At 61.1% G+C, this 18,012-nt stretch carries 20 protein-coding genes; 7 read left to right on the forward strand and 13 right to left on the reverse strand.

The window, feature by feature from the left end:
* Positions 1 to 72: 72 nt before the first annotated feature.
* Entirely contained in the window at positions 73 to 1,413 is a 1,341-nt protein-coding gene (locus tag ACZ9BX_RS11225) for an Nramp family divalent metal transporter (RefSeq protein WP_476217879.1), read from the forward strand.
* On the opposite strand, the gene ACZ9BX_RS11230 is transcribed toward ACZ9BX_RS11225, so the two are convergent.
* Together ACZ9BX_RS11230 and ACZ9BX_RS11235 are read right to left on the reverse strand one after the other, a co-directional pair.
* Positions 1,391 to 2,182, reverse strand: coding sequence for a tRNA1(Val) (adenine(37)-N6)-methyltransferase (locus tag ACZ9BX_RS11230; protein ID WP_476217881.1), 792 nt, complete (start codon positions 2,180 to 2,182; stop codon positions 1,391 to 1,393). The genes ACZ9BX_RS11225 and ACZ9BX_RS11230 overlap by 23 nt on opposite strands.
* 7 nt (positions 2,183 to 2,189) lie before the next feature.
* Positions 2,190 to 2,417 (reverse strand): putative signal transducing protein, encoded by a 228-nt coding sequence (locus ACZ9BX_RS11235; protein ID WP_476217883.1) that lies wholly within the window; start codon positions 2,415 to 2,417, stop codon positions 2,190 to 2,192.
* Between the two features lie 108 nt (positions 2,418 to 2,525).
* Between ACZ9BX_RS11235 and ACZ9BX_RS11240 the strand changes: the two genes are divergently transcribed.
* The 4 genes from ACZ9BX_RS11240 to moaB all read left to right on the forward strand — a co-directional run bounded on the left by ACZ9BX_RS11240 (position 2,526) and on the right by moaB (position 6,952).
* Positions 2,526 to 3,542, forward strand: coding sequence for a polyprenyl synthetase family protein (locus ACZ9BX_RS11240; protein WP_476217884.1), 1,017 nt, complete (start codon positions 2,526 to 2,528; stop codon positions 3,540 to 3,542).
* A 132-nt stretch (positions 3,543 to 3,674) separates the two neighbouring features.
* Positions 3,675 to 5,507 carry a tetratricopeptide repeat protein gene (locus ACZ9BX_RS11245; RefSeq protein WP_027507780.1) on the forward strand — a complete coding sequence of 611 codons (1,833 nt, stop codon included), beginning with the start codon at positions 3,675 to 3,677 and terminating at the stop codon, positions 5,505 to 5,507.
* A 6-nt stretch (positions 5,508 to 5,513) separates the two neighbouring features.
* Entirely contained in the window at positions 5,514 to 6,401 is an 888-nt protein-coding gene (locus tag ACZ9BX_RS11250; RefSeq protein ID WP_476217885.1) for a 4-(cytidine 5'-diphospho)-2-C-methyl-D-erythritol kinase, read from the forward strand.
* The gene (gene moaB / locus ACZ9BX_RS11255) at positions 6,401 to 6,952 is read left to right on the forward strand and encodes a molybdenum cofactor biosynthesis protein B (protein WP_476217887.1); all 552 of its coding nucleotides are present in this window, start codon (positions 6,401 to 6,403) and stop codon (positions 6,950 to 6,952) included. Before ACZ9BX_RS11250 ends, moaB begins: the two co-directional genes overlap by 1 nt.
* A 44-nt stretch (positions 6,953 to 6,996) precedes the next feature.
* On the opposite strand, the gene ACZ9BX_RS11260 is transcribed toward moaB, so the two are convergent.
* Together ACZ9BX_RS11260 and ACZ9BX_RS11265 are read right to left on the reverse strand one after the other, a co-directional pair.
* Positions 6,997 to 7,311 carry a hypothetical protein gene (locus ACZ9BX_RS11260; RefSeq protein ID WP_132559491.1) on the reverse strand — a complete coding sequence of 105 codons (315 nt, stop codon included), beginning with the start codon at positions 7,309 to 7,311 and terminating at the stop codon, positions 6,997 to 6,999.
* A 186-nt stretch (positions 7,312 to 7,497) separates the two neighbouring features.
* A complete protein-coding gene (locus ACZ9BX_RS11265; RefSeq protein ID WP_027507784.1) occupies positions 7,498 to 8,016 on the reverse strand; it encodes a glycosyltransferase family 2 protein in 519 nt (172 codons plus the stop codon).
* 138 nt (positions 8,017 to 8,154) lie between these two features.
* Between ACZ9BX_RS11265 and ACZ9BX_RS11270 the strand changes: the two genes are divergently transcribed.
* Both ACZ9BX_RS11270 and ACZ9BX_RS11275 read left to right on the forward strand, forming a co-directional pair.
* Positions 8,155 to 9,312, forward strand: a complete 1,158-nt coding sequence (locus tag ACZ9BX_RS11270) for a PA0069 family radical SAM protein (RefSeq protein ID WP_476217890.1) — start codon at positions 8,155 to 8,157, stop codon at positions 9,310 to 9,312.
* A gap of 187 nt (positions 9,313 to 9,499) precedes the next feature.
* Positions 9,500 to 10,192 (forward strand): ribonuclease HII, encoded by a 693-nt coding sequence (locus ACZ9BX_RS11275; protein WP_476217892.1) that lies wholly within the window; start codon positions 9,500 to 9,502, stop codon positions 10,190 to 10,192.
* A 156-nt stretch (positions 10,193 to 10,348) separates the two neighbouring features.
* Here the strand turns inward: ACZ9BX_RS11275 and ACZ9BX_RS11280 are convergent, their stop codons facing one another.
* From ACZ9BX_RS11280 to ACZ9BX_RS11320, 9 genes are all read right to left on the reverse strand, one after another.
* Complete coding sequence (locus ACZ9BX_RS11280; protein WP_476217894.1) at positions 10,349 to 10,792, reverse strand: DUF4168 domain-containing protein; 444 nt, start codon at positions 10,790 to 10,792, stop codon at positions 10,349 to 10,351.
* Positions 10,793 to 10,970: 178 nt separating this feature from the next.
* Positions 10,971 to 11,651: an aminoglycoside phosphotransferase family protein gene (locus ACZ9BX_RS11285; RefSeq protein ID WP_476217896.1), complete on the reverse strand. Its 681-nt coding sequence runs from the start codon at positions 11,649 to 11,651 to the stop codon at positions 10,971 to 10,973.
* Positions 11,652 to 11,813: 162 nt separating this feature from the next.
* Positions 11,814 to 12,305 (reverse strand): F0F1 ATP synthase subunit B, encoded by a 492-nt coding sequence (locus ACZ9BX_RS11290; protein ID WP_476217898.1) that lies wholly within the window; start codon positions 12,303 to 12,305, stop codon positions 11,814 to 11,816.
* Between the two features lie 3 nt (positions 12,306 to 12,308).
* Positions 12,309 to 12,953 (reverse strand): F0F1 ATP synthase subunit B, encoded by a 645-nt coding sequence (locus ACZ9BX_RS11295; RefSeq protein WP_476217899.1) that lies wholly within the window; start codon positions 12,951 to 12,953, stop codon positions 12,309 to 12,311.
* A 79-nt stretch (positions 12,954 to 13,032) separates the two neighbouring features.
* The gene (locus ACZ9BX_RS11300; RefSeq protein ID WP_027507791.1) at positions 13,033 to 13,260 is read right to left on the reverse strand and encodes a F0F1 ATP synthase subunit C; all 228 of its coding nucleotides are present in this window, start codon (positions 13,258 to 13,260) and stop codon (positions 13,033 to 13,035) included.
* Positions 13,261 to 13,328: 68 nt separating this feature from the next.
* Positions 13,329 to 14,081, reverse strand: coding sequence for a F0F1 ATP synthase subunit A (locus ACZ9BX_RS11305; RefSeq protein ID WP_027507792.1), 753 nt, complete (start codon positions 14,079 to 14,081; stop codon positions 13,329 to 13,331).
* 70 nt (positions 14,082 to 14,151) lie between these two features.
* Positions 14,152 to 14,496: an AtpZ/AtpI family protein gene (locus tag ACZ9BX_RS11310; protein ID WP_027507793.1), complete on the reverse strand. Its 345-nt coding sequence runs from the start codon at positions 14,494 to 14,496 to the stop codon at positions 14,152 to 14,154.
* A 282-nt stretch (positions 14,497 to 14,778) separates the two neighbouring features.
* Entirely contained in the window at positions 14,779 to 15,957 is a 1,179-nt protein-coding gene (locus ACZ9BX_RS11315) for a cell wall hydrolase (RefSeq protein WP_476217900.1), read from the reverse strand.
* Positions 15,958 to 16,105: 148 nt separating this feature from the next.
* The gene (locus tag ACZ9BX_RS11320; RefSeq protein WP_027507795.1) at positions 16,106 to 18,004 is read right to left on the reverse strand and encodes a potassium transporter Kup; all 1,899 of its coding nucleotides are present in this window, start codon (positions 18,002 to 18,004) and stop codon (positions 16,106 to 16,108) included.
* Between the last annotated feature and the right edge of the window lie 8 nt (positions 18,005 to 18,012).

Consider the following 18,012-nt stretch of genomic DNA (forward strand, 5'->3'; position numbering starts at 1 on the left):
ATTTTGCGAATGACTTGCATTATCATTCTAATCGGGCATAGTGCGGACATTGGTACCAAAAGCGGAAATCACATGGATGTTTTGAAGCGTACTCCAAAAGGCGGCTGGCGGCACGACCGCGAAGAAGCCTCGCTTTCAGACGTTTATCGCACGATAGGAACAGGCCGCCCGGGATCGAAACTCCGGCGGATTGCCGCCTTTGCCGGCCCCGGCTACATGGTCGCGGTCGGCTATATGGATCCCGGAAACTGGGCGACGTCACTCGCCGGCGGCTCGAAATTCGGCTATGCGCTACTGACGGTCGCGTTGCTTTCGAACCTCATGGCGATCGTGCTGCAATCGCTTTGCGCCCGGCTTGCCATCGCCTCTGGCCGCGATCTGGCGCAGGCCTGCCGGGACGCTTTCCCAAAATTCGTTTCCGTGCCGCTCTGGGCTTTTGCGGAAATCGCCATCATCGCGACCGACATCGCCGAGGTGATCGGCACGGCGATCGGCCTCAACCTGATTTTCGGGGTCCCGCTGGAACTCGGCGTGCTGATCACGGCACTCGACGTTTTCCTCATTCTCTATCTGCAAAAGCTCGGCTTCCGCTGGATCGAAGCCTTCATCATCACGCTGCTCGGCGTCATTGCGCTTTGCTTCGGCGTGCAGATATTCCTGGCTGATCCGCAGTGGGGCGCTGTCATCAAGGGCTTCTTCCCGACGACGGAAATCATCAGCAATCCGGAAATGCTTTATCTGGCGCTCGGCATTCTCGGCGCGACCGTGATGCCGCATAATCTCTACCTGCATTCCGGCATCGTGCAGACCCGCGCCTACGGTCATACCGTGCCGGAAAAGCGGGAGGCGCTCACGTATGCGACGATCGACTCGACCTTTGCGCTCTGCTTTGCCCTGCTGATCAACGCCTCGATCCTGATCCTGGCGGCAGCCGCGTTCAACGCCCACGGCCGGACGGATATTGTCGAACTCGGCGAGGCGCATTCGCTGCTCTCACCGCTGCTTGGGCTTGCGATCGCGCCGACGCTTTTCGGTATCGCGCTGCTCTGCTGCGGCCTGAATTCGACCGTGACGGCAACGCTTGCGGGCCAGATCGTCATGGAAGGCTTCCTGAAGATCAAACTCCAGCCATGGGTGCGTCGTCTGATCACCCGCGCCATCGCGATCGTGCCGGCAGCCATCGTGACGATCTGGTACGGCAATCAGGGCACGGCACAATTGCTGATCCTGACGCAGGTCGTACTCAGCCTGCAGCTTTCTTTCGCCGTCTTCCCGCTGGTGATGTTCACCGCCAGCAAGGCAAAGATGGGCGAACTCGTCGCGCCCCGCTGGCTGAGCGCCATTGCCTACGTGGTCGCAATCGTCATCGCTGGACTGAATATCAAGCTGCTTATCGATTTCGTGACCGGCTAAGCCTCGCATAGGCCGCGCGGCCGTTGTTCAGATCATCGACTAAGGGGGAGAACTTATGTGTTCCCTCCTCGTGCATGATGAGCGGTGTGCGCAATGAAAGCCGCGCCCGCGACCCCTTGATCGCCGTCACCAGGATTCGGACGGCATTCTCGCCCTCGCGCGGGTGGATGGCGGTAATCTCTATGCCGCCGAAGCGCCGGCCGCAGGCGGTGATGATCTCGGCGATCGATTGCGGCCGCGCAATCAGCGACAATTGCCCTCCAGGGATCATGATCGCGCAGGCGGTACGAATCCAGCCTTCGAAAAGATCATCCGTCATCGCATGCGCCTCGGCCTTCAGGGCATCCGGCGTCCGCCGGTCGCCTGCGTCGTTGAAAGGCGGGTTCATGATGACGTGATGGAAGACCTCATCGGCAAGGCCCGCATCGTTTCGCGCCTTCGCCGTCAAGGTGACATCTGCCTCGACGACCGAAACGCGGCCTGCCAATTGGGCGTTTTCGGGCAAGGCAATGCTGCGCCGGGCGTAATCGGCCATTTCCGCAGAGCGCTCGAACAGCACAGCTTCCGCCTTCGGCAGCCGGGAGAGCACGGCTAACCCTGCAGCACCGGCGCCAGCACCGAGATCGGCGACCTTTATCGAGCGGTCATCGGCGACGAGGGCGGCCAGCAGCATGGCATCCATGCCCGAACGGTGCCCCCTGCCCTTCGGCTGGACGACGTGGAAGCGGCCGCGATGGAAGGCATCGATCGTGTCGGAAGCGCCGTTCATGGCCGCATCATTTCGCCGTGCGGAGTTCGCCGGCGAGGCCGGCATCCGTCAGGATGCGGCGGGCCTGATCGGCCCGCTCCTCCTCGACAAGCAGACGGCGCGGCAGCATGCCGAGCGAGCCTTCGAGAATGCTCATTCCCTGATCCGCGACAAAGCAATGAATCCCCGCATCCTTCAGCAGACTCTGCGCATAGGACAATAGAACAGGGTCATTGGCGCGGATAAGTTCATGCATTTGCGGTCAATTCCATTTCAATTCTGTGTTGCGCGACAATTCACCCCTTGCCGCTTCAATCGCCCCTTTCTATTGTCAATCCCAAAGAATGAACAGGAGTCCGGGTCGTTGGGCGTGGTCATACCGCTTGAAGAAAGCAAAAACAAACTGGCATCCGTCAAGCCCCTAGTCGATTTGACCCGGGCGGACATGGAGCGGGTCAACCAGCTTATCCTTTCGAAGGCCGGTTCCAACGTGCAGATGATCCCGGAGGTCGCAAACCACCTGATCTCTTCCGGCGGCAAGCGCCTGCGCCCTATGCTGACGCTCGCCTCGGCCTGTCTCTTCGACTACAGGGGCGAGAACCACGTCAAGCTGGCAACCAGCGTCGAGTTCATGCACACGGCAACGCTGCTGCATGACGACGTCGTTGATGAAAGCGATCTTCGCCGCGGCAAATCGACAGCGCGCACGATCTGGGGCAACCAGGCAAGCGTTCTCGTCGGCGACTTCCTGCTCGGCCAAGCCTTCCGCATGATGGTGGATGTCGGCTCGCTGGATGCGCTCGACGTCCTTTCGTCCGCCGCCTGCGTCATCGCAGAAGGCGAGGTGCTGCAGCTTTCCGTTGCCAAGAACATGGAGACGACGGAGGACGACTATCTTTCCGTCATCCGCGCCAAGACGGCAGCACTGTTTGCCGCTGCTGCCGAAGTCGGCCCGATCGTCGCGGACGCCGGCAAATCCGGCCGCAACGCGATGAAATCCTACGGCATGAACCTCGGCCTTGCCTTCCAGCTCGTCGATGACGCGCTGGACTATGGCGGCAAGGCTGCGGATCTCGGCAAGAATGTCGGCGACGACTTCCGCGAAGGCAAGATCACGCTTCCGGTCATCCTTGCCTATCGCCGTGGAACGCAGGACGAGCGGGCCTTTTGGCGCGATGCAATCGAGGGCGGCGACAGCACGGATGCCAACCTGGAAAAAGCCCTCGGCCTCATTACTAAATACGGCACGCTGAGCGACACGATTGCCCGGGCGGTCCATTATGGCACGATCGCCCGCGACGCACTGGCGCCGCTTCCCGAAACAGCCTGGAAATCGGCCCTCATGGAAGTGATCGACTTCTGCATCGAGCGGGTCAACTGATCAAAGGTCCTTGATCGCGGGCTGATTTTCTTGCGGGGCCGCTTCAAAAAAGCCATCCTATTGTGAATCAGTCATAACAACTGATTTCGCAGCCGGCCGGATGAATCGGCTGCCCTGATGAAAGGTTTTCTAATGCGGCAGAGATATGCCATCCGTCTTCTTTCGAGCGCAGCCCTTGCAGCGGTCCTTTCGCTCGGCGCGCTTGGCGGCGTGAATGCCGAAGAAGCGGCCAAGACGGATGATGCCAGCAAGAACGTGATCTTCGACCCGGATACGGTCGGTACCTTCGCAGGCGCATTCCTCGCTGCCCGCACGGCCGATGTCGACCATGATTACAAGACGGCGATCGAGCTCTACAAGAAGGCCCTGCAGATCGAACCGGGCAACCCGGAGATCCGCCAGCGCCTGATGATCTCGCTGCTTTTGAACGGCAACATCGAAGATGGCGTGAAATATGCCAACGACCTGAAGAAGGACCCGTCCGTCGAGCGCATCACCACCGTCGTGCGCAGCATGGATGCGATGCGCCGCGGCGAGTTCAAGACCGCCGAAGCGATCCTGAAATATGACGGCCCGAACGACCTCGACCGCATGATGAACGACCTTTTGCTCGCCTGGGCGCGCGCCGGCGCCGGCCGGAACAAGGAAGCGCTGTCGATGGTCGAGAAGATGAAGGGCCCGGAATGGTTCGGCATCTTCCAGAACTATCATGCGGGCGCGATTGCGATTGTGACCGGCAATGTGACGGCCGCGCGCAAGCATCTGAACGACGCGGTTCTGGACAAGGACGGCGGCGCGACCGCACCCGATACCTTCATGCGCTCGGTCATGGCGCTTGCCCGACTCGAAGCATCGCAGGGCAACAAGCAGAAGGCACTCGACGCGATCTCGGTCGGTGACAACATGCTGCCCAACTATGCTCCGCTGAATGCGCTGCGCCAGAGCATCGAGAAGGGCGAAAAGCCGGAACAGCAGGTGCGCACCGCCGCCCAGGGTGCTGCCGCCGTGCTTTTCTCCATCGGCAGCGCGCTGAACCGCGACGGCGCCGAGGACATCGTCTCACTCTATCTGCAGACCGCCAATACGCTTGACCCGAAAAGCGCCGATACGCTGGTCCTCCTCGGCGGCATCGCCGAAAAACAGGAGCAGACGGACCGCGCAATCGAATTCTACAGGCGCGTGCCGGAAAACTCGCCGATGCGCCGCATCTCGGAGCTTCAGCTCGGCCTTGCCTTGGCACAGGGCGGCAAGACGGACGAGGCCCGCAAGCATCTCAAGGCGCTGATCGATTCCGACCCGAAAGACGTCCGCTCCTATCTCGCTTATGGCAGCGTGCTTTCCGACGCCAAGGACTACGCGGAAATGGCGGAGAACTACGACAAGGCGGCGGAGGTGATCGGCCCGCTGCCGCGCCGCGCCGACTGGACGGTCTTCTTCCAGCGCGGCATCGCCTATGAACGCCTGAAGAAGTGGGACCAGGCGGAGCCGAACTTCCGCAAAGCGCTCGACCTCAACCCGGATCAGCCGCAGGTTCTGAACTATCTCGGCTATTCCTGGATCGACATGAACCGCAACCTCGACGAAGGCCTGACGATGATCAAGAAGGCCGTCGACCTGCGTCCGGACGACGGCTACATCATCGACTCGCTCGGCTGGGCCTATTACCGCCTGAACCGCTACGACGATGCCGTTGCCGAACTGGAGAAGGCCGCCGAGATCAAGGCCGGCGACGCGACGATCAACGACCATTTGGGCGACGCCTACTGGCGCGTTGGACGCAAGCTCGAGGCCGTCTATCAGTGGAACCGGGCGCTGGGCTCGGAGCCGGAAGAGAGCGAGATTCCGAGGATCAAGGACAAGATCGCCAACGGCCTGACGACGCAAAACGACGACGCCAAGGCTGCGGACAAGAAGCAGCCGGATCCGGCGCCTGTTACGCCGCCGCCGGCCGATAAGAAGTCCTGACGAGCCATGCCTGATGCGGGCATGAGCACCGGCTTCGCGGTTACCGAAGATGCTCTTGCGAAAATCAATCTGGCCCTGCATGTGACGGGCCAGAGAGCCGATGGCTATCATCTGCTGGACATGCTGGTGACCTTTGCCGGCCATGGTGACAGGCTGGGCTTTTGCACTTCGCCGTCGGACGGATTCACCATCAGCGGACGGTTCGGTTCCGCTCTCGGCATCGATTCCCGCAGCAATCTGGTGCTCAAGGCACGCGACATGCTTCGGCAGGCAGCGCTGGCGCAGGGCGACCATGCACCGCCGGTTCATATCCATCTCGAAAAGAACCTGCCGATCGCCTCCGGTATCGGCGGCGGCTCCGCGGATGCGGCAGCCGCCCTTCGCGGCCTCATGCGGCTTTGGAACCTCCGCCTGCCCGGCGGTAGGCTGTCGGCGATCGCTCTTGGGCTCGGCGCCGACGTTCCCATGTGCCTTGCGAACCGGCCGCTGATTGCGCGCGGGATCGGCGAAGAGATCGAACCCGTTTCGCTGCCCTCCTTGGCGATCGTGCTTGCCAATCCGCTGAAGGCGGTCTCGACGCCCGAAATATTCCGGCTGCTGACGGCGAAGAACAATCCACCGCTTGCCCTGCGCGGCGGCGACTGGCTGGCAGCGATCGAGGCCAGCCGGAACGATCTCGAGCCGCCGGCCCGCGAACTTGTTCCCGAGATCGAAGACGTCTCAGCGGCATTGAAGAGCGCTGGCGCAAGACTTGTCCGCATGTCCGGCTCCGGTGCGACGTGCTTCGGCATTTTCGGCTCAACTGAAGCGGCTGAGGCTGCCGCGGCAAAGCTTCACAGCGAACGGCCGGACTGGTATCTCCAGGCGACGGAAACGCTCTCGGGAGGCAGGTGATGGCAGGTATCGATGAACAGCGGCCGTTCATTCCCGTCGGCATTGCCGTGCTGACCGTTTCGGACACGCGCACGCTGGAGAACGACAAATCCGGCGACACGCTTGTGGCGCGGATCGCCGCGGCCGGCCACAGGCTGATCGACCGCGCCATCGTGCGCGACGACAAGGCAGCCATCGCGGCCCGGGTCAACGCCTGGACGGAGACCGACGGCATCGACGTGGTGATCACCACCGGCGGCACCGGCTTCACGGGCCGCGACGTGACGCCCGAAGCGCTGGAGCCGCTGTTCGAGAAGCGCATGGACGGCTTTTCGGAGGTCTTCCACCGCATGTCCTATGACAAGATCGGCACCTCGACGATCCAATCGCGGGCGACGGCGGGGGTCGCCAAGGCGACCTTCATCTTCGTGCTACCCGGCTCGCCCGGCGCCTGCAAGGATGCCTGGGACGGCATCTTGAAGGCGCAGTTGGACTACCGCCACATGCCCTGTAATTTCGTGGAGATCATGCCGCGGCTCGATGAGCATCTGAGGCGCGGTGCGGCGAAATAGAAAAAGCATTGCCCTCGCCGCGCCAAGGGCAATACTTGCGTTCGCTATGTGTGCGGGCCCGGCAGACCGGGTATCGTTTCCCAGCTATCACCCGACAGCAGCAAGCAGCTGACGCCGTGAACGTCCGTTATGATGAGCGTCCAGGTACCGCTTTCGGCGGCATAGACTTCAAGAATAGCGTTCTGGTTGATCAGACCGACTGCCGTGAGCTTTTCGGCAAAGTTCTTGTCCAGGAAACTGACGACTTCGGATCGGCCTGCGCAACTGCGCATCATCTGCGATGCTGCCGAATGCGGATGCGCGATGATCAATGTCGTCAATATGACGGCCAGCGGGCCGCGGATCATATTGCGTTTCATGACGCACCTCCTTCCGCCGGGAAAACCGGCAGAAGAGGAGACTTCCGCTGTGACCTGTTCTGCCGTCTACCGGCATTCCATGGTCAACCGCCATAAAGCGAGGCGCTCGGGCGGCGCCACGAGCAAATTATAGCGCGAAATCGTATCGGGCACCATTTCTTTGCGCATTCATCGAAACGGCAATGACTACCGTGCGGCGCGGGCGACCCAGGAAGGAATCAGCTCGCTGGAAAGCTTGCGTAGCTTTTGTCCCGTTGCGAATTCCGAAAGGCGCATCCCGCTTCTTGCGGCGGCGATCGCCTGCTTCTTCGGCAGGAGAAGACCGAGTTCCAGAGGCGGCGGCGAACGGCCGACCCGCTGAAAGAACGGGCGTCTGTATCCGCGCGAGGCGGTGAAGCGCGCCGGCACCTTGTTCAGGGCGACATATTCGGCGATCTCATCTATCCAGCCGGTCTGCGGCCGCGCGCCGGGCTCCACGAAAAGCAGCCACTCGCCGCGGGCCGAGCGCAATATGTCTTTGATATCCCACTGTGAATGGAACCGGCATCCAGCCGCATCGGCCACGCTGGACGTGCCGTCGCGCGAGCCGTGGTCGAGCACGACCACGTCGCTTACAAGCCCTTCGACTGCACCCGCCACCAGCACCGATAAAGTCTGCGCCAGCTCGGGTTCCTGATCCTGGCACTCAAGAACGACCGTCAACATTGCCTGTTTATAAAGCGCCGCACAAAAATTTGCCAGCGCCACTTTCCTCGTTTTGTTCTTGCATTGTTCTCCTTTCCACGATAGGAATTTAATCATCGAGACGGACGAAGGCAATCGCCTTGGTCGCGGGAGAATCCGATGAACAAACAGTCCCTTGCAGGGCAGGCCGCGTTTGCGCCTGCCAATACGGCGGATGTTGCCGAAGCGATGATCACCTCTTCCAGCCTTCGCATCGAGGTCGACCGGCGCCGCGGCCGTGCGGCCGGACTGAACCCCAGCGGGCGCTTCGAGCCGACGCGCCGCGAGACTTTCGACGACGGCTGGCAAACGCTGGAAGAACTGCCGCCGTTCAAGACCGAAGTGCAGATCGAAAAGCCGCGCACGGCAATTACCCGCAATGAGTCGCCGGACATTCCCTTCGACCGTTCGATCAATCCCTATCGCGGCTGCGAGCATGGCTGCATCTACTGCTTCGCCCGGCCGACGCACGCCTATATGGGTCTTTCGGCGGGCCTTGATTTCGAAGCCAGGCTGTTCGCCAAGCCGGATGCGCCCAAGCTTCTGGAGCGGGAGCTTGCGAAGCCTGGCTACAAGCCGCGGGTGATCGCGATTGGCACCAATACCGATCCATATCAGCCGATCGAGAAGGAATGGCGCATCATGCGGCAGATCCTCGAGGTGCTGAACAAGGCGAATCATCCGGTCTCGATCGTCACAAAGTCGGCGCTGATCCTGCGAGACATCGATATTCTCAAGGAGATGGCTGCCAAAGGCCTTGTGCGCGCATCACTTTCAGTGACCACGCTCGACCGGAAGCTCGCGCGCACGATGGAACCGCGCGCAGCAACGCCGCCGCGGCGCCTGGAGGCAATCCAGGCCCTGAGCGAAGCGGGCATCCCGACCTCGGTGATGGCCGCCCCCATGATCCCCGCGCTCAACGATCACGAGCTGGAACGCATTCTCGACGCGGCGAAGGCTGCCGGTGCGCTGGAGGCGGGCTACGTCATCCTGCGTCTGCCGCTGGAAGTCGCTCCGCTCTTCCGTGATTGGCTGCTACAGAACTATCCGGACCGCTACCGGCACGTCATGTCGCTGGTGCGCTCAATGCGCGGCGGCAAGGACTATGACGCGGACTTCGGCAAGCGCATGAAAGGCGTCGGCCCCTATGCCTGGCAGATCGCCCGGCGCTTCGAGATGGCGACGAAAAGGCTCGGCATGACGAGGCGCAGCATGCCGCTTCGCGACGATCTCTTCGTACCACCGGACGGCAGCGGCGTGCAGCTTTCGCTGCTTTAGCCGCCCGTCCGAGCACCGGCGTTCCCTCAGATCGCCCAGCATAACGAGTTACCCCCGCAGGAGGCCGCCGCCCTGGCCTCTTGCAGCCGCGAACGGCTCCCCTGCCCGTTTGCGGTCTAAGCCCCCGGTACGCCGCCCTGATCCGGGGGCTTGCAGGAAATCGGGTTGGTGTGCGAGGTTCAGCCGCATGAAACCTCGCACGCCACCCGATTCTCCTCTGCTTTTCGAAGAGGTGCCGCTCGTTCCGGACTTCAAGCTGGAATTGAAGGCGCGAAAGGCCGGCCACTGGCCGGTCGCAGGCGCCGATGAAGCAGGGCGCGGCCCTCTGGCCGGGCCTGTCGTCGCCGCCGCCGTCATCCTCGATCCCAGGCGTATCCCGGACGGGCTGAACGATTCCAAGCAGCTTTCGGCGCAGCGGCGTGAAGAGCTCTTCGTCCAGATCCTCGCAACCGCGACGGTTTCCATCGCGTCGTCCAGCTCCACCCGCATCGACCTCACGGATATCCGCAAGGCGAGCCTAGACGCCATGCGCCGGGCGATCTGCGGCCTTGCTATCCCCGCAAGCTATGTGCTGACCGACGGCCTCGACGTGCCGCCGGGCCTCGAGTGCCCAGGGCAGGCCGTCGTCAAGGGCGACGCGCGCTCGGTCTCGATCGCCGCGGCCTCGATCGTTGCCAAGGTGACGCGTGACCGGATGATGGCGCGCGTACATCTCGTCTTTCCCGACTACGGCTTTGCCGCGCATGTAGGCTATGGCACGGCGCAGCACCGCGCCGGGATCGAGCAGCATGGCCCCTGCTCGCTGCACCGCATGAGCTTCCGGCCGTTGAAGAAGAACGGCACCGAAGGCGCCATGATGGACGAAATGTTCGAGGAGTAACTGCTGCCAGTGCGGAACTGGCTTGCGACAGAAACCTGCGTTCCGGCTTCAAAGAAGCGGCATCTTCCGCTCACACATGATGATTGAAGCGGCCATTCAGGCCGCTTCAATGGAACCAGTAACCACACCGACTCAGGTGCAGTCCCGGCGCACAGCTTACTGCTGCGTCGCGGGCGGCTGCTGCGCGGGCGCGGATTCCTGAAGCTTTTCCTGAACTCTCTTCACGAGCGCCGGATCCTGCTGCGCGGCGGTTAGAATTGAGTTATATTCATCCAGCGATATCGGGGAGGCCTCCACGGCCTGAACCATTTGCTTGCTGGCCTCGGTCTGCAGCTGTTGCTTCGCTGCCGTGTCCTGTGTTGCTCCGATCTTGGCCGAGTATTCCTGCCGAACCTTGTCGACCTGGAGATAGGCGACCGCAAAGGCCTCGATCTTCTGATCGCTGACGGCCGCGGGTGCACCTTGGCTTCCTGTTTGTCCTTGTTGGGCCGGCTGCTCCGGAGCAGCCTGCTGTGCGGAGGCAGGGTTGCTGAGAAACATCAAGCTGAGAGCTGCAGCGGTCAACGATGCAACAGGGGTATATCGAGTGATCATATTCATTCCTCTGTGATGGCGTGGACGACGGCATACTGCCTTGGCCGCCGGTTAGGGTCGAGGAACGATCCGGCGACAGTGTGACTCTCAGACGTTTTCGGTGTGGCAATAGCAAGGCGATCTGCCGACCATCGAGCGGCAGCTTTATGGCAGGCTTTGCCGATTCGGCTTGCTGCCCGCCCAATCAAGTGGCCATGAGTCCGGCCGCGATTTGATCCCGATGCACGCGGATGTAGCCGACATCATCGCGATAAAGCCGATGATGGCCCTGCTCGATATCCCTACGGTATTTTTCCGATCCCTGCGCTGCCTCCGCTTCCATGAAAGCGACGAGCCCCTTCAAACGCTCAATGACAAGATCGGGCAAAGCGGCGCGCTGATCGGCTGGTAGGCCGTAAGTGTCGAGGAAGTCCCGCGCCCGGCTGATCTGCTCTTCTATCGTGACGATGCGCTCTGCCGCGATATGTCTCGACAGAGGCGCCCACCGATAGACGGCATAAGCGATATCCCAGGTTCTTGGGCCGGGATGTGCAGCCTCGAAATCGATGATGCCTATCGCTTTGCCAGCATGTATGACAACGTTGTACGGCGCAAAATCGCCGTGACAGATGACTTCAAACGGCGGCTGCGGCTTCAGCTGCCAGATGCCTTCGGCGAGCGGCTGAAAGGACGCCGAGCAATCGTGGTAGATGCGCAGCAATCGCGCCGCAGAAGTCAGTACCGTGACCGAACGCATTTGGAGATTATCGAGGTCGCCGCTCTCACCCTCGATAAAAGTCACGCGCTCGAAATTCTCGTCATAGCCCGCCGATCGGGGCGCAGCATCGAAGCCGCCCTGCTTCACGTGCTCAAGCAAAGCGTGCACATTCGTAGTCCATGGACGCGTGGCACGCCATACAAGCCCGTCACGCAAGATCGGTCCGGACCCGTCTCATCCGTCGGCATCGGCGACTCCCTGGCAGCTGCACCGCCGCCAATAAAAAAGCCCCGTTGCCGGGGCTTTTCCAGATCAACATGAAAAGAGTGCTCAGTTCAAGCGTGTCTTCACTTCGCCGACGGCGCCCTTGAAGAGGTCGGCCTGGACCTTGCCGTCGGCCTTCTTCGCGAGGACCCTTTCGGCCGCGGCAATCGCCAGATCGACGGCGGCCGAACGGACGGCCTTCATCGCATCGGCTTCCGCCTGCTTGATCTTCTGTTCCGAAAGGGCCGTGCGGTTGACGACGAACTCCTCCGTCTTCTTCTTCGCTTCGGCGGTCAGCATCTCGGCTTCGCGCTCGGCGGCGGCGACGATATGCGCAGCCTCCGCTTCGGCTTCCTTGCGCTTGCGCTGGTATTCGGCCAGCAGATGCTGGGCCTCCTCGCGCAGGCGCTTGGCTTCGGCCAACTCGTTACGGATCTGATCGGCGCGGTCGTCGAGCGACTTTGCCATCATGCCCGGAACCTTCAGGTAGACGACGAGGGCCAGGAACAGGACGAGGCCGACAAAGGCGAAGAAAGTTGCATCAAAAGCAAATTCCATCGATCAAGCCTCCTTCTTGGCGGCTGCGACAGCAGCAGCAACATCGGTCTTGGCGGTTGTGCCGCCGATCAGCTGTTCGATAACGGCAGCGGCCGTATCCTCGGCAATTGCGCCGACGTCTGCAAAGGCCTTGGCCTTGATCTCGCCGATGCGGCCTTCGGCAGCCTTCAGCTTCTCGGAGAGGCTGGCTTCGACGGCGCGGCGATCGTCTTCGGCCTTGGCCTTGGCGGCGTCGCGAGCGGCCGAGCCGATCGAGTTCGCCTTGGCCCGGGCCGCAGTGAGTTCAGCTTCATAGGCTGCAACATCCGCATCGGCTTCCGCCTTCAGGCGGCTTGCCTCGTCGAGATCCTGCGAGATGCGCTTGTGGCGCTGCTCCAGGATACCGCCGATGCGCGGCGTGATGACCTTTTGCATGAGCAAGAAGAAAATGGCGAACGTGATCGCCAACCAGAGAAGCTGGGACGCGTAAGTCGACGAATCGAAAGGCGGGAAAACGCCGCCGCCGCCATGCTCGCCACTGGGAACGCCGGTCTCGGTATGGACCGAGCCGGGCGCCGGAGCGGCATGCGGGTCCGTCGCGGGCGCTGCACCCGGTTCTGCCGTTCCCGCCGGAGCTTCTTGAGCATAGGCCGGGGTCACAAAAAACATGCTCACCTCCAGGTGTACTGCAAATACAAAGGATCACGGCTTGCTGGTCGCAGGCCGTGATCCCTCAATCCCGCCAATATTAGACGGCGAAGAGCAGAAGGAGAGCGACGAGCAGCGAGAAGATGCCCAGAGCTTCCGTAACGGCGAAGCCGAAAACCAGACGGCCGAACTGGCTGTCAGCAGCAGACGGGTTGCGCAGAGCGCCGGCGAGGTAGTTGCCGAAGATGTTGCCAAGGCCGAGAGCCGTACCGGCCATACCAAAGCAAGCCAGACCTGCACCGATGAACTTTGCTGCTTCCGCTTCCATGTTGAACTCCTTTGAAATGGTTGTTGCGGCGAATTGACTGACGCCCTTTGACGTCAATGTCGGTATCCTTAGTGGCCACCCGGGTGAATTGCGTCGTTGAGGTACATACAAGTCAACACCGCAAAAACGTAAGCCTGGAGGAAGGCGACGAGGAACTCGAGACCGGTCAGGGCGACCGTCATGATGAGGGGAAGAATGGCGCCGCCAACACCGAGTGCACCGAAGGCTCCAAGCGAGGCGACGAAGCCTGCGAACACTTTCAGCGTGATGTGACCGGCGAGCATGTTGGCGAAAAGACGAACAGAGAGTGAAATGGGGCGGGACAAGAAGGAGATGATTTCGATCGTCACCACCAACGGCAGAAGAATGCCCGGAACGCCCGAGGGCACGAAGACATTCAGGAAATGGAAGCCGTGCTTGTAGAAGCCGTAGACGAGAACCGTGCCGATGACGAGCAGCGCCAAGGCGAAGGTGACGATGATCTGGCTCGTCACCGTGAAGAAATACGGGAACATGCCAAGCAGGTTCGCCGTCAGCACGAACATGAAGAGCGAGAAGACCAGCGGGAAGAACTGCATCCCCTTGGTTCCTGCACCTTCCTTCAGCATTCCGGCGATGAACTCGTAGGACATTTCCGCGACCGACTGTGAGCGGCCGGGAACGATCGCACGGTTAGACGTCGAGAAATAAAGGAAGCCTGCGGCAACGGCAGCGGATGCCGCCATGAAGAGAGAAGCGTTGGTGAACGAGAAATCAATTCCGCCGATTTCGATCGGCACAATCTTCTGGATCAGGAACTGATGGGTCGGATCGTTAGCCACCGCTTGTTCTCTCTTCTTTGGCCCGCGATTGCGGGATCATCACACTGGGCAAGGCGCCTGCCGCCCTGCCCTATTTCTTGCCGTTTTCGGCCTCTCCAGGCCCCGGTTTCGCAACCTTGCCTGCAGAACGAAGAACGTTCAAAACACCGGCACAGAATCCGAGAAGCAGAAGAACAATCATTCCCCAAGGCGCCGTGCCGACAAAACGGTCCAAAAGATAGCCAAGAAGGGCACCGACGACGATCGCGGAAATGAACTCGCTCGAAAGCTTCATCGCCTCAGCATAGCCTTTGCGGCTTACCTCGGCGCGGGCTTCGTTCGCCTCGTCCTCTCCCGCATCTATGCGCTTGGCTTTGAGCTTCGCTCCCAGCTGCGCACGGCGCTTTTCAAGACTTTCCTCGCGGTCATCCGTCATGGCTTCCTCCTCGTCTTCCGCTGTCCGCGATCCCCGCTACCCCGGTTTTCAGGACAACGGACACAAGGTGTGAAAACCTTTCGGCCCGTTCTGAAGTCGCGCGCAACATAGTTTTAGGGGAAACCATAGTCAAGGCGTAGGAAGCTTATGTCCAGCCATAAAATTATCGTTCGGAATCAATGATTTGATCCGAACTTTTGGCCACCTTGAAAATTCGAGCGAAAGAATCCGCTTTCGAAGCCGATAATGGGCAGTGAAATCCGCTGCCGGACCGACTTTTCGTCAGCTCCACCCGCCGCCATAGGTGCGATAGAAGACGTGCAGGCCGATGCGGCCGACCTTTTCCATGGTCCTTGCCCATTTCGGCCGGACATAAACTGCATGGTAATGGGTGGCGGACCCGACCTGCGGAAGCCAGATCTTGCCGGCCGTGACTGCCATGGCGACGTCGCGGGCAACGCGCCAGTGATTTTCGGAGTTCACGCGGTCGCGGATATTGTCGCAGGCAAAGGAAAACTGGCAGCGGTTCCGCCAGTCTTCGTTCTGGTAGACCACGCCGCAGATGGTTTTCGGATAGGCCGGGTTCCTGACGCGGTTGAGGATGACCTGCGCGACCGCCGCCTGCCCCTTTACCGGTTCGCCGCGAGCTTCGAAATAGATGCCGGACGCAAGGCACTGCTGCTCGCGCGCCGAAAACACGCTGGCGGGCAGGATGCTCGCCGCCCAGGCATGATCGCCGGCGCGTATTTGGGGAACGAAACGGCCGTCATTTGCCTGATCGGCAAGGATCGAATCGAAGGGCGATTGACGGGCGTAGTCCGGGGCTGCCGGCGCATAGGCGGTCGCCAACACGTCCGCCTTGTCGTTTGTAACAAGGCTTGCAAGCATCGCCGAAACACCAGGCGACGGCATGACCGGCTGCTTCCTGTAGAAATTGGTGGCGATTTCGATTTCCTTGCCCACGATCTTCGGCTTCACGAAGGCGGACTTGTCCTTGAGATCGAAGCTCGGCTGGAACAGGAGCTGCGTGCGCTGGAGAATGGAGCCTGCGGAGAAATCCTTCGGCGGCTGCATCTTCTCGACGGCCACGATGCGGCCCTTCTTGGTCCCGCGGTTGACGCGCTCCTCATCGGGCGTCGCCTCGTGGCCCTTGCCCTTCGCGACGAAGGCGACCTTGCGGCCATCCGGAAGAACCATGCCCGCGCCGGCCGCTATCGTTCCCGTCACGATCGGATCTGCGAAAGCGAGTTCGGCCTGATGAATGGAGCCGGCGGGTGAATTGGTCATCACCATGCGCCAGTTGTCACGGCTTTGATCAAGCCCCGCGAGCATGGCGGCGAGATCGGCATGCGATGCGACGGTGGGGAATGCGAGCCACCCGCAAATGCCGAAGATGGCGGGTGAAATCCAGCTCTGAGGGAGGGAACGCAGCTTGCTGCGAACAACGCGATTTCGACGCAACGCCAGACTCCGGACACGGGACGCTTCAACAGTCAGACGAAAATCACCCATTAACCTTGATGCTTGGTTAATGCGGTGTCCCAGAATTCATCCGTGAGCGGTTTTTCGGCTTCTCCCCTGGCGGGGAGAAGAATGTTTGGAAGGAATGTCAGATGATGACGTGCGAGCCGAGTTCGACCACGCGATTCGCCGGAAGGCGGAAGTAGTCGGAGGGGTTCGCCGCTGCGTTGGCGAGCGCGATATAGAGCCGGTCTTGCCAATAGGGCATTCCGGACTTCGCATCCGGCACTAGCTTGCGCCGGCCGAGATAGAAGGAGGTCGTCATGATGTCGAACTTCAACCCGGTCTTTCTGAGTGCCGCGAGCGCTTGGGAGACGTTCTGCGTTTCCATGAAGCCGAAGAGCAGTTCGACACGCGAGAAGCGCTCGGAAACCTGATCGACCTTGTAGCGTTCAGAGTTCGCAACGCGCGGCTTGTTGACCGTGCGGATCGTCAGGATGACGTTGCGGTCATGCAGGACGTGGTTGTGCTTCAGATTGTGAAGCAGGGCGGCAGGCGCCGACTCCGGATCGCTGGTGAGGAAAATCGCAGTACCGGGGACATGGGCGGGCGAATGATCGCTCTTGCGTTCGATAGAGCTGACGAATGACGGCAGTGGGATGTCGGTGTGCCGGGTCTTTTCCATGAGCAGCGCCGTGCCGCGGCGCCAGGTCCACATGACAACGATGAAGGCGGTGGCGATCAGGATCGGGATATAGCCGCCGTCATGGATCTTGAGCAGATTGGCACCGAGGAAGATCAGCTCCAGCACAAGCAGCGGCACGAGAACGATGGCAGCCACCGGAATCGACCAGTTCCAGCGCGTCCGCACGAATTCGAAAGCCATGATCGTGGTGACGACCATCGCGCCAGTGACCGAGATACCATAGGCCGTTGCAAGAGCTTCTGACGTCTGGAACGTGATAACCAGGAACATGACGCCCAGAAAGAGCACGGTGTTGACGGTCGGCAAGAATATCTGCCCGGTATTGGTCTCCGAGGTGAAGAGGATCTCCATTCGCGGCAGGAAACCGAGGTTGATGCCTTGGCGCACAAGCGAGAAGGCGCCCGTGATTACCGCCTGGCTGGCGATGATCGTTGCGGCCGTCGCCAGAATGACAGCGAAAGGCAGCGCCCACTTCGGGAACATCAGATAGAAGGGGTCGGACATCGCCTCCGGATTGCCGAGGACGAGCGCGCCCTGGCCGAGATAGTTCAGCGCGAGCGCAGGAAAGACCAGTACGAACCAGGCCCACTGGATCGGGCGGCGGCCGAAATGGCCAAGGTCGGCATAGAGCGCTTCGGCGCCGGTAACCGTCAGGAAGACCGCGCCCAGAACGACGATGCCGTAGAATCCTTCGTCGAGCAGGAAGCTGACGGCATAATACGGATTGAAGGCTGCCAGGATGCCGTAGTCGTCGGAGATGTGCGAAACGCCGGCAATCGCTAGGACGATGAACCAGAGTGCGGTGATCGGTCCGAAAAAACGACCCATGGCGCCAGTACCGTGCGATTGGAAAACGAAGAGCAAGACAAGAATGGCGGCCGAAATCGGCACGATGTAAGCCGACAGGCTCGGGGCCATCAGCTTGACGCCTTCAACGGCAGACAGAACCGACAGCGCCGGCGTGATCATCGCGTCGCCGAGGAACAGGGCCGCACCCGCCATGCCGAGGGTAAGCAGCAACGCGGTGTGCCCGTTCGCCGTCTTCATCAACAGAGCAAGCAGGGAGAGCGTACCGCCCTCGCCCTCGTTATCGGCGCGCAGCAGCAGCAGGACATATTTGAGGGTGACGATGATCGTCAGCGCCCAGAGCATCAGCGAGATAAGGCTGATGATCTCGAAACGGGTGAGACCATCATGCGCGACCGGCTTCAGCGCTTCGCGGAATGCGTAGAGCGGGCTGGTGCCGATATCTCCATAGACGACACCGACGGAGCCGAGCGCAAGATAGAAGAGTTTGCGCGGCGTCATGTGGCGATCGTGCGAATGGCTTTCGTTGGACATCAGGTGAC

Source organism: Rhizobium sp. USDA 3886 (assembly GCF_056279785.1).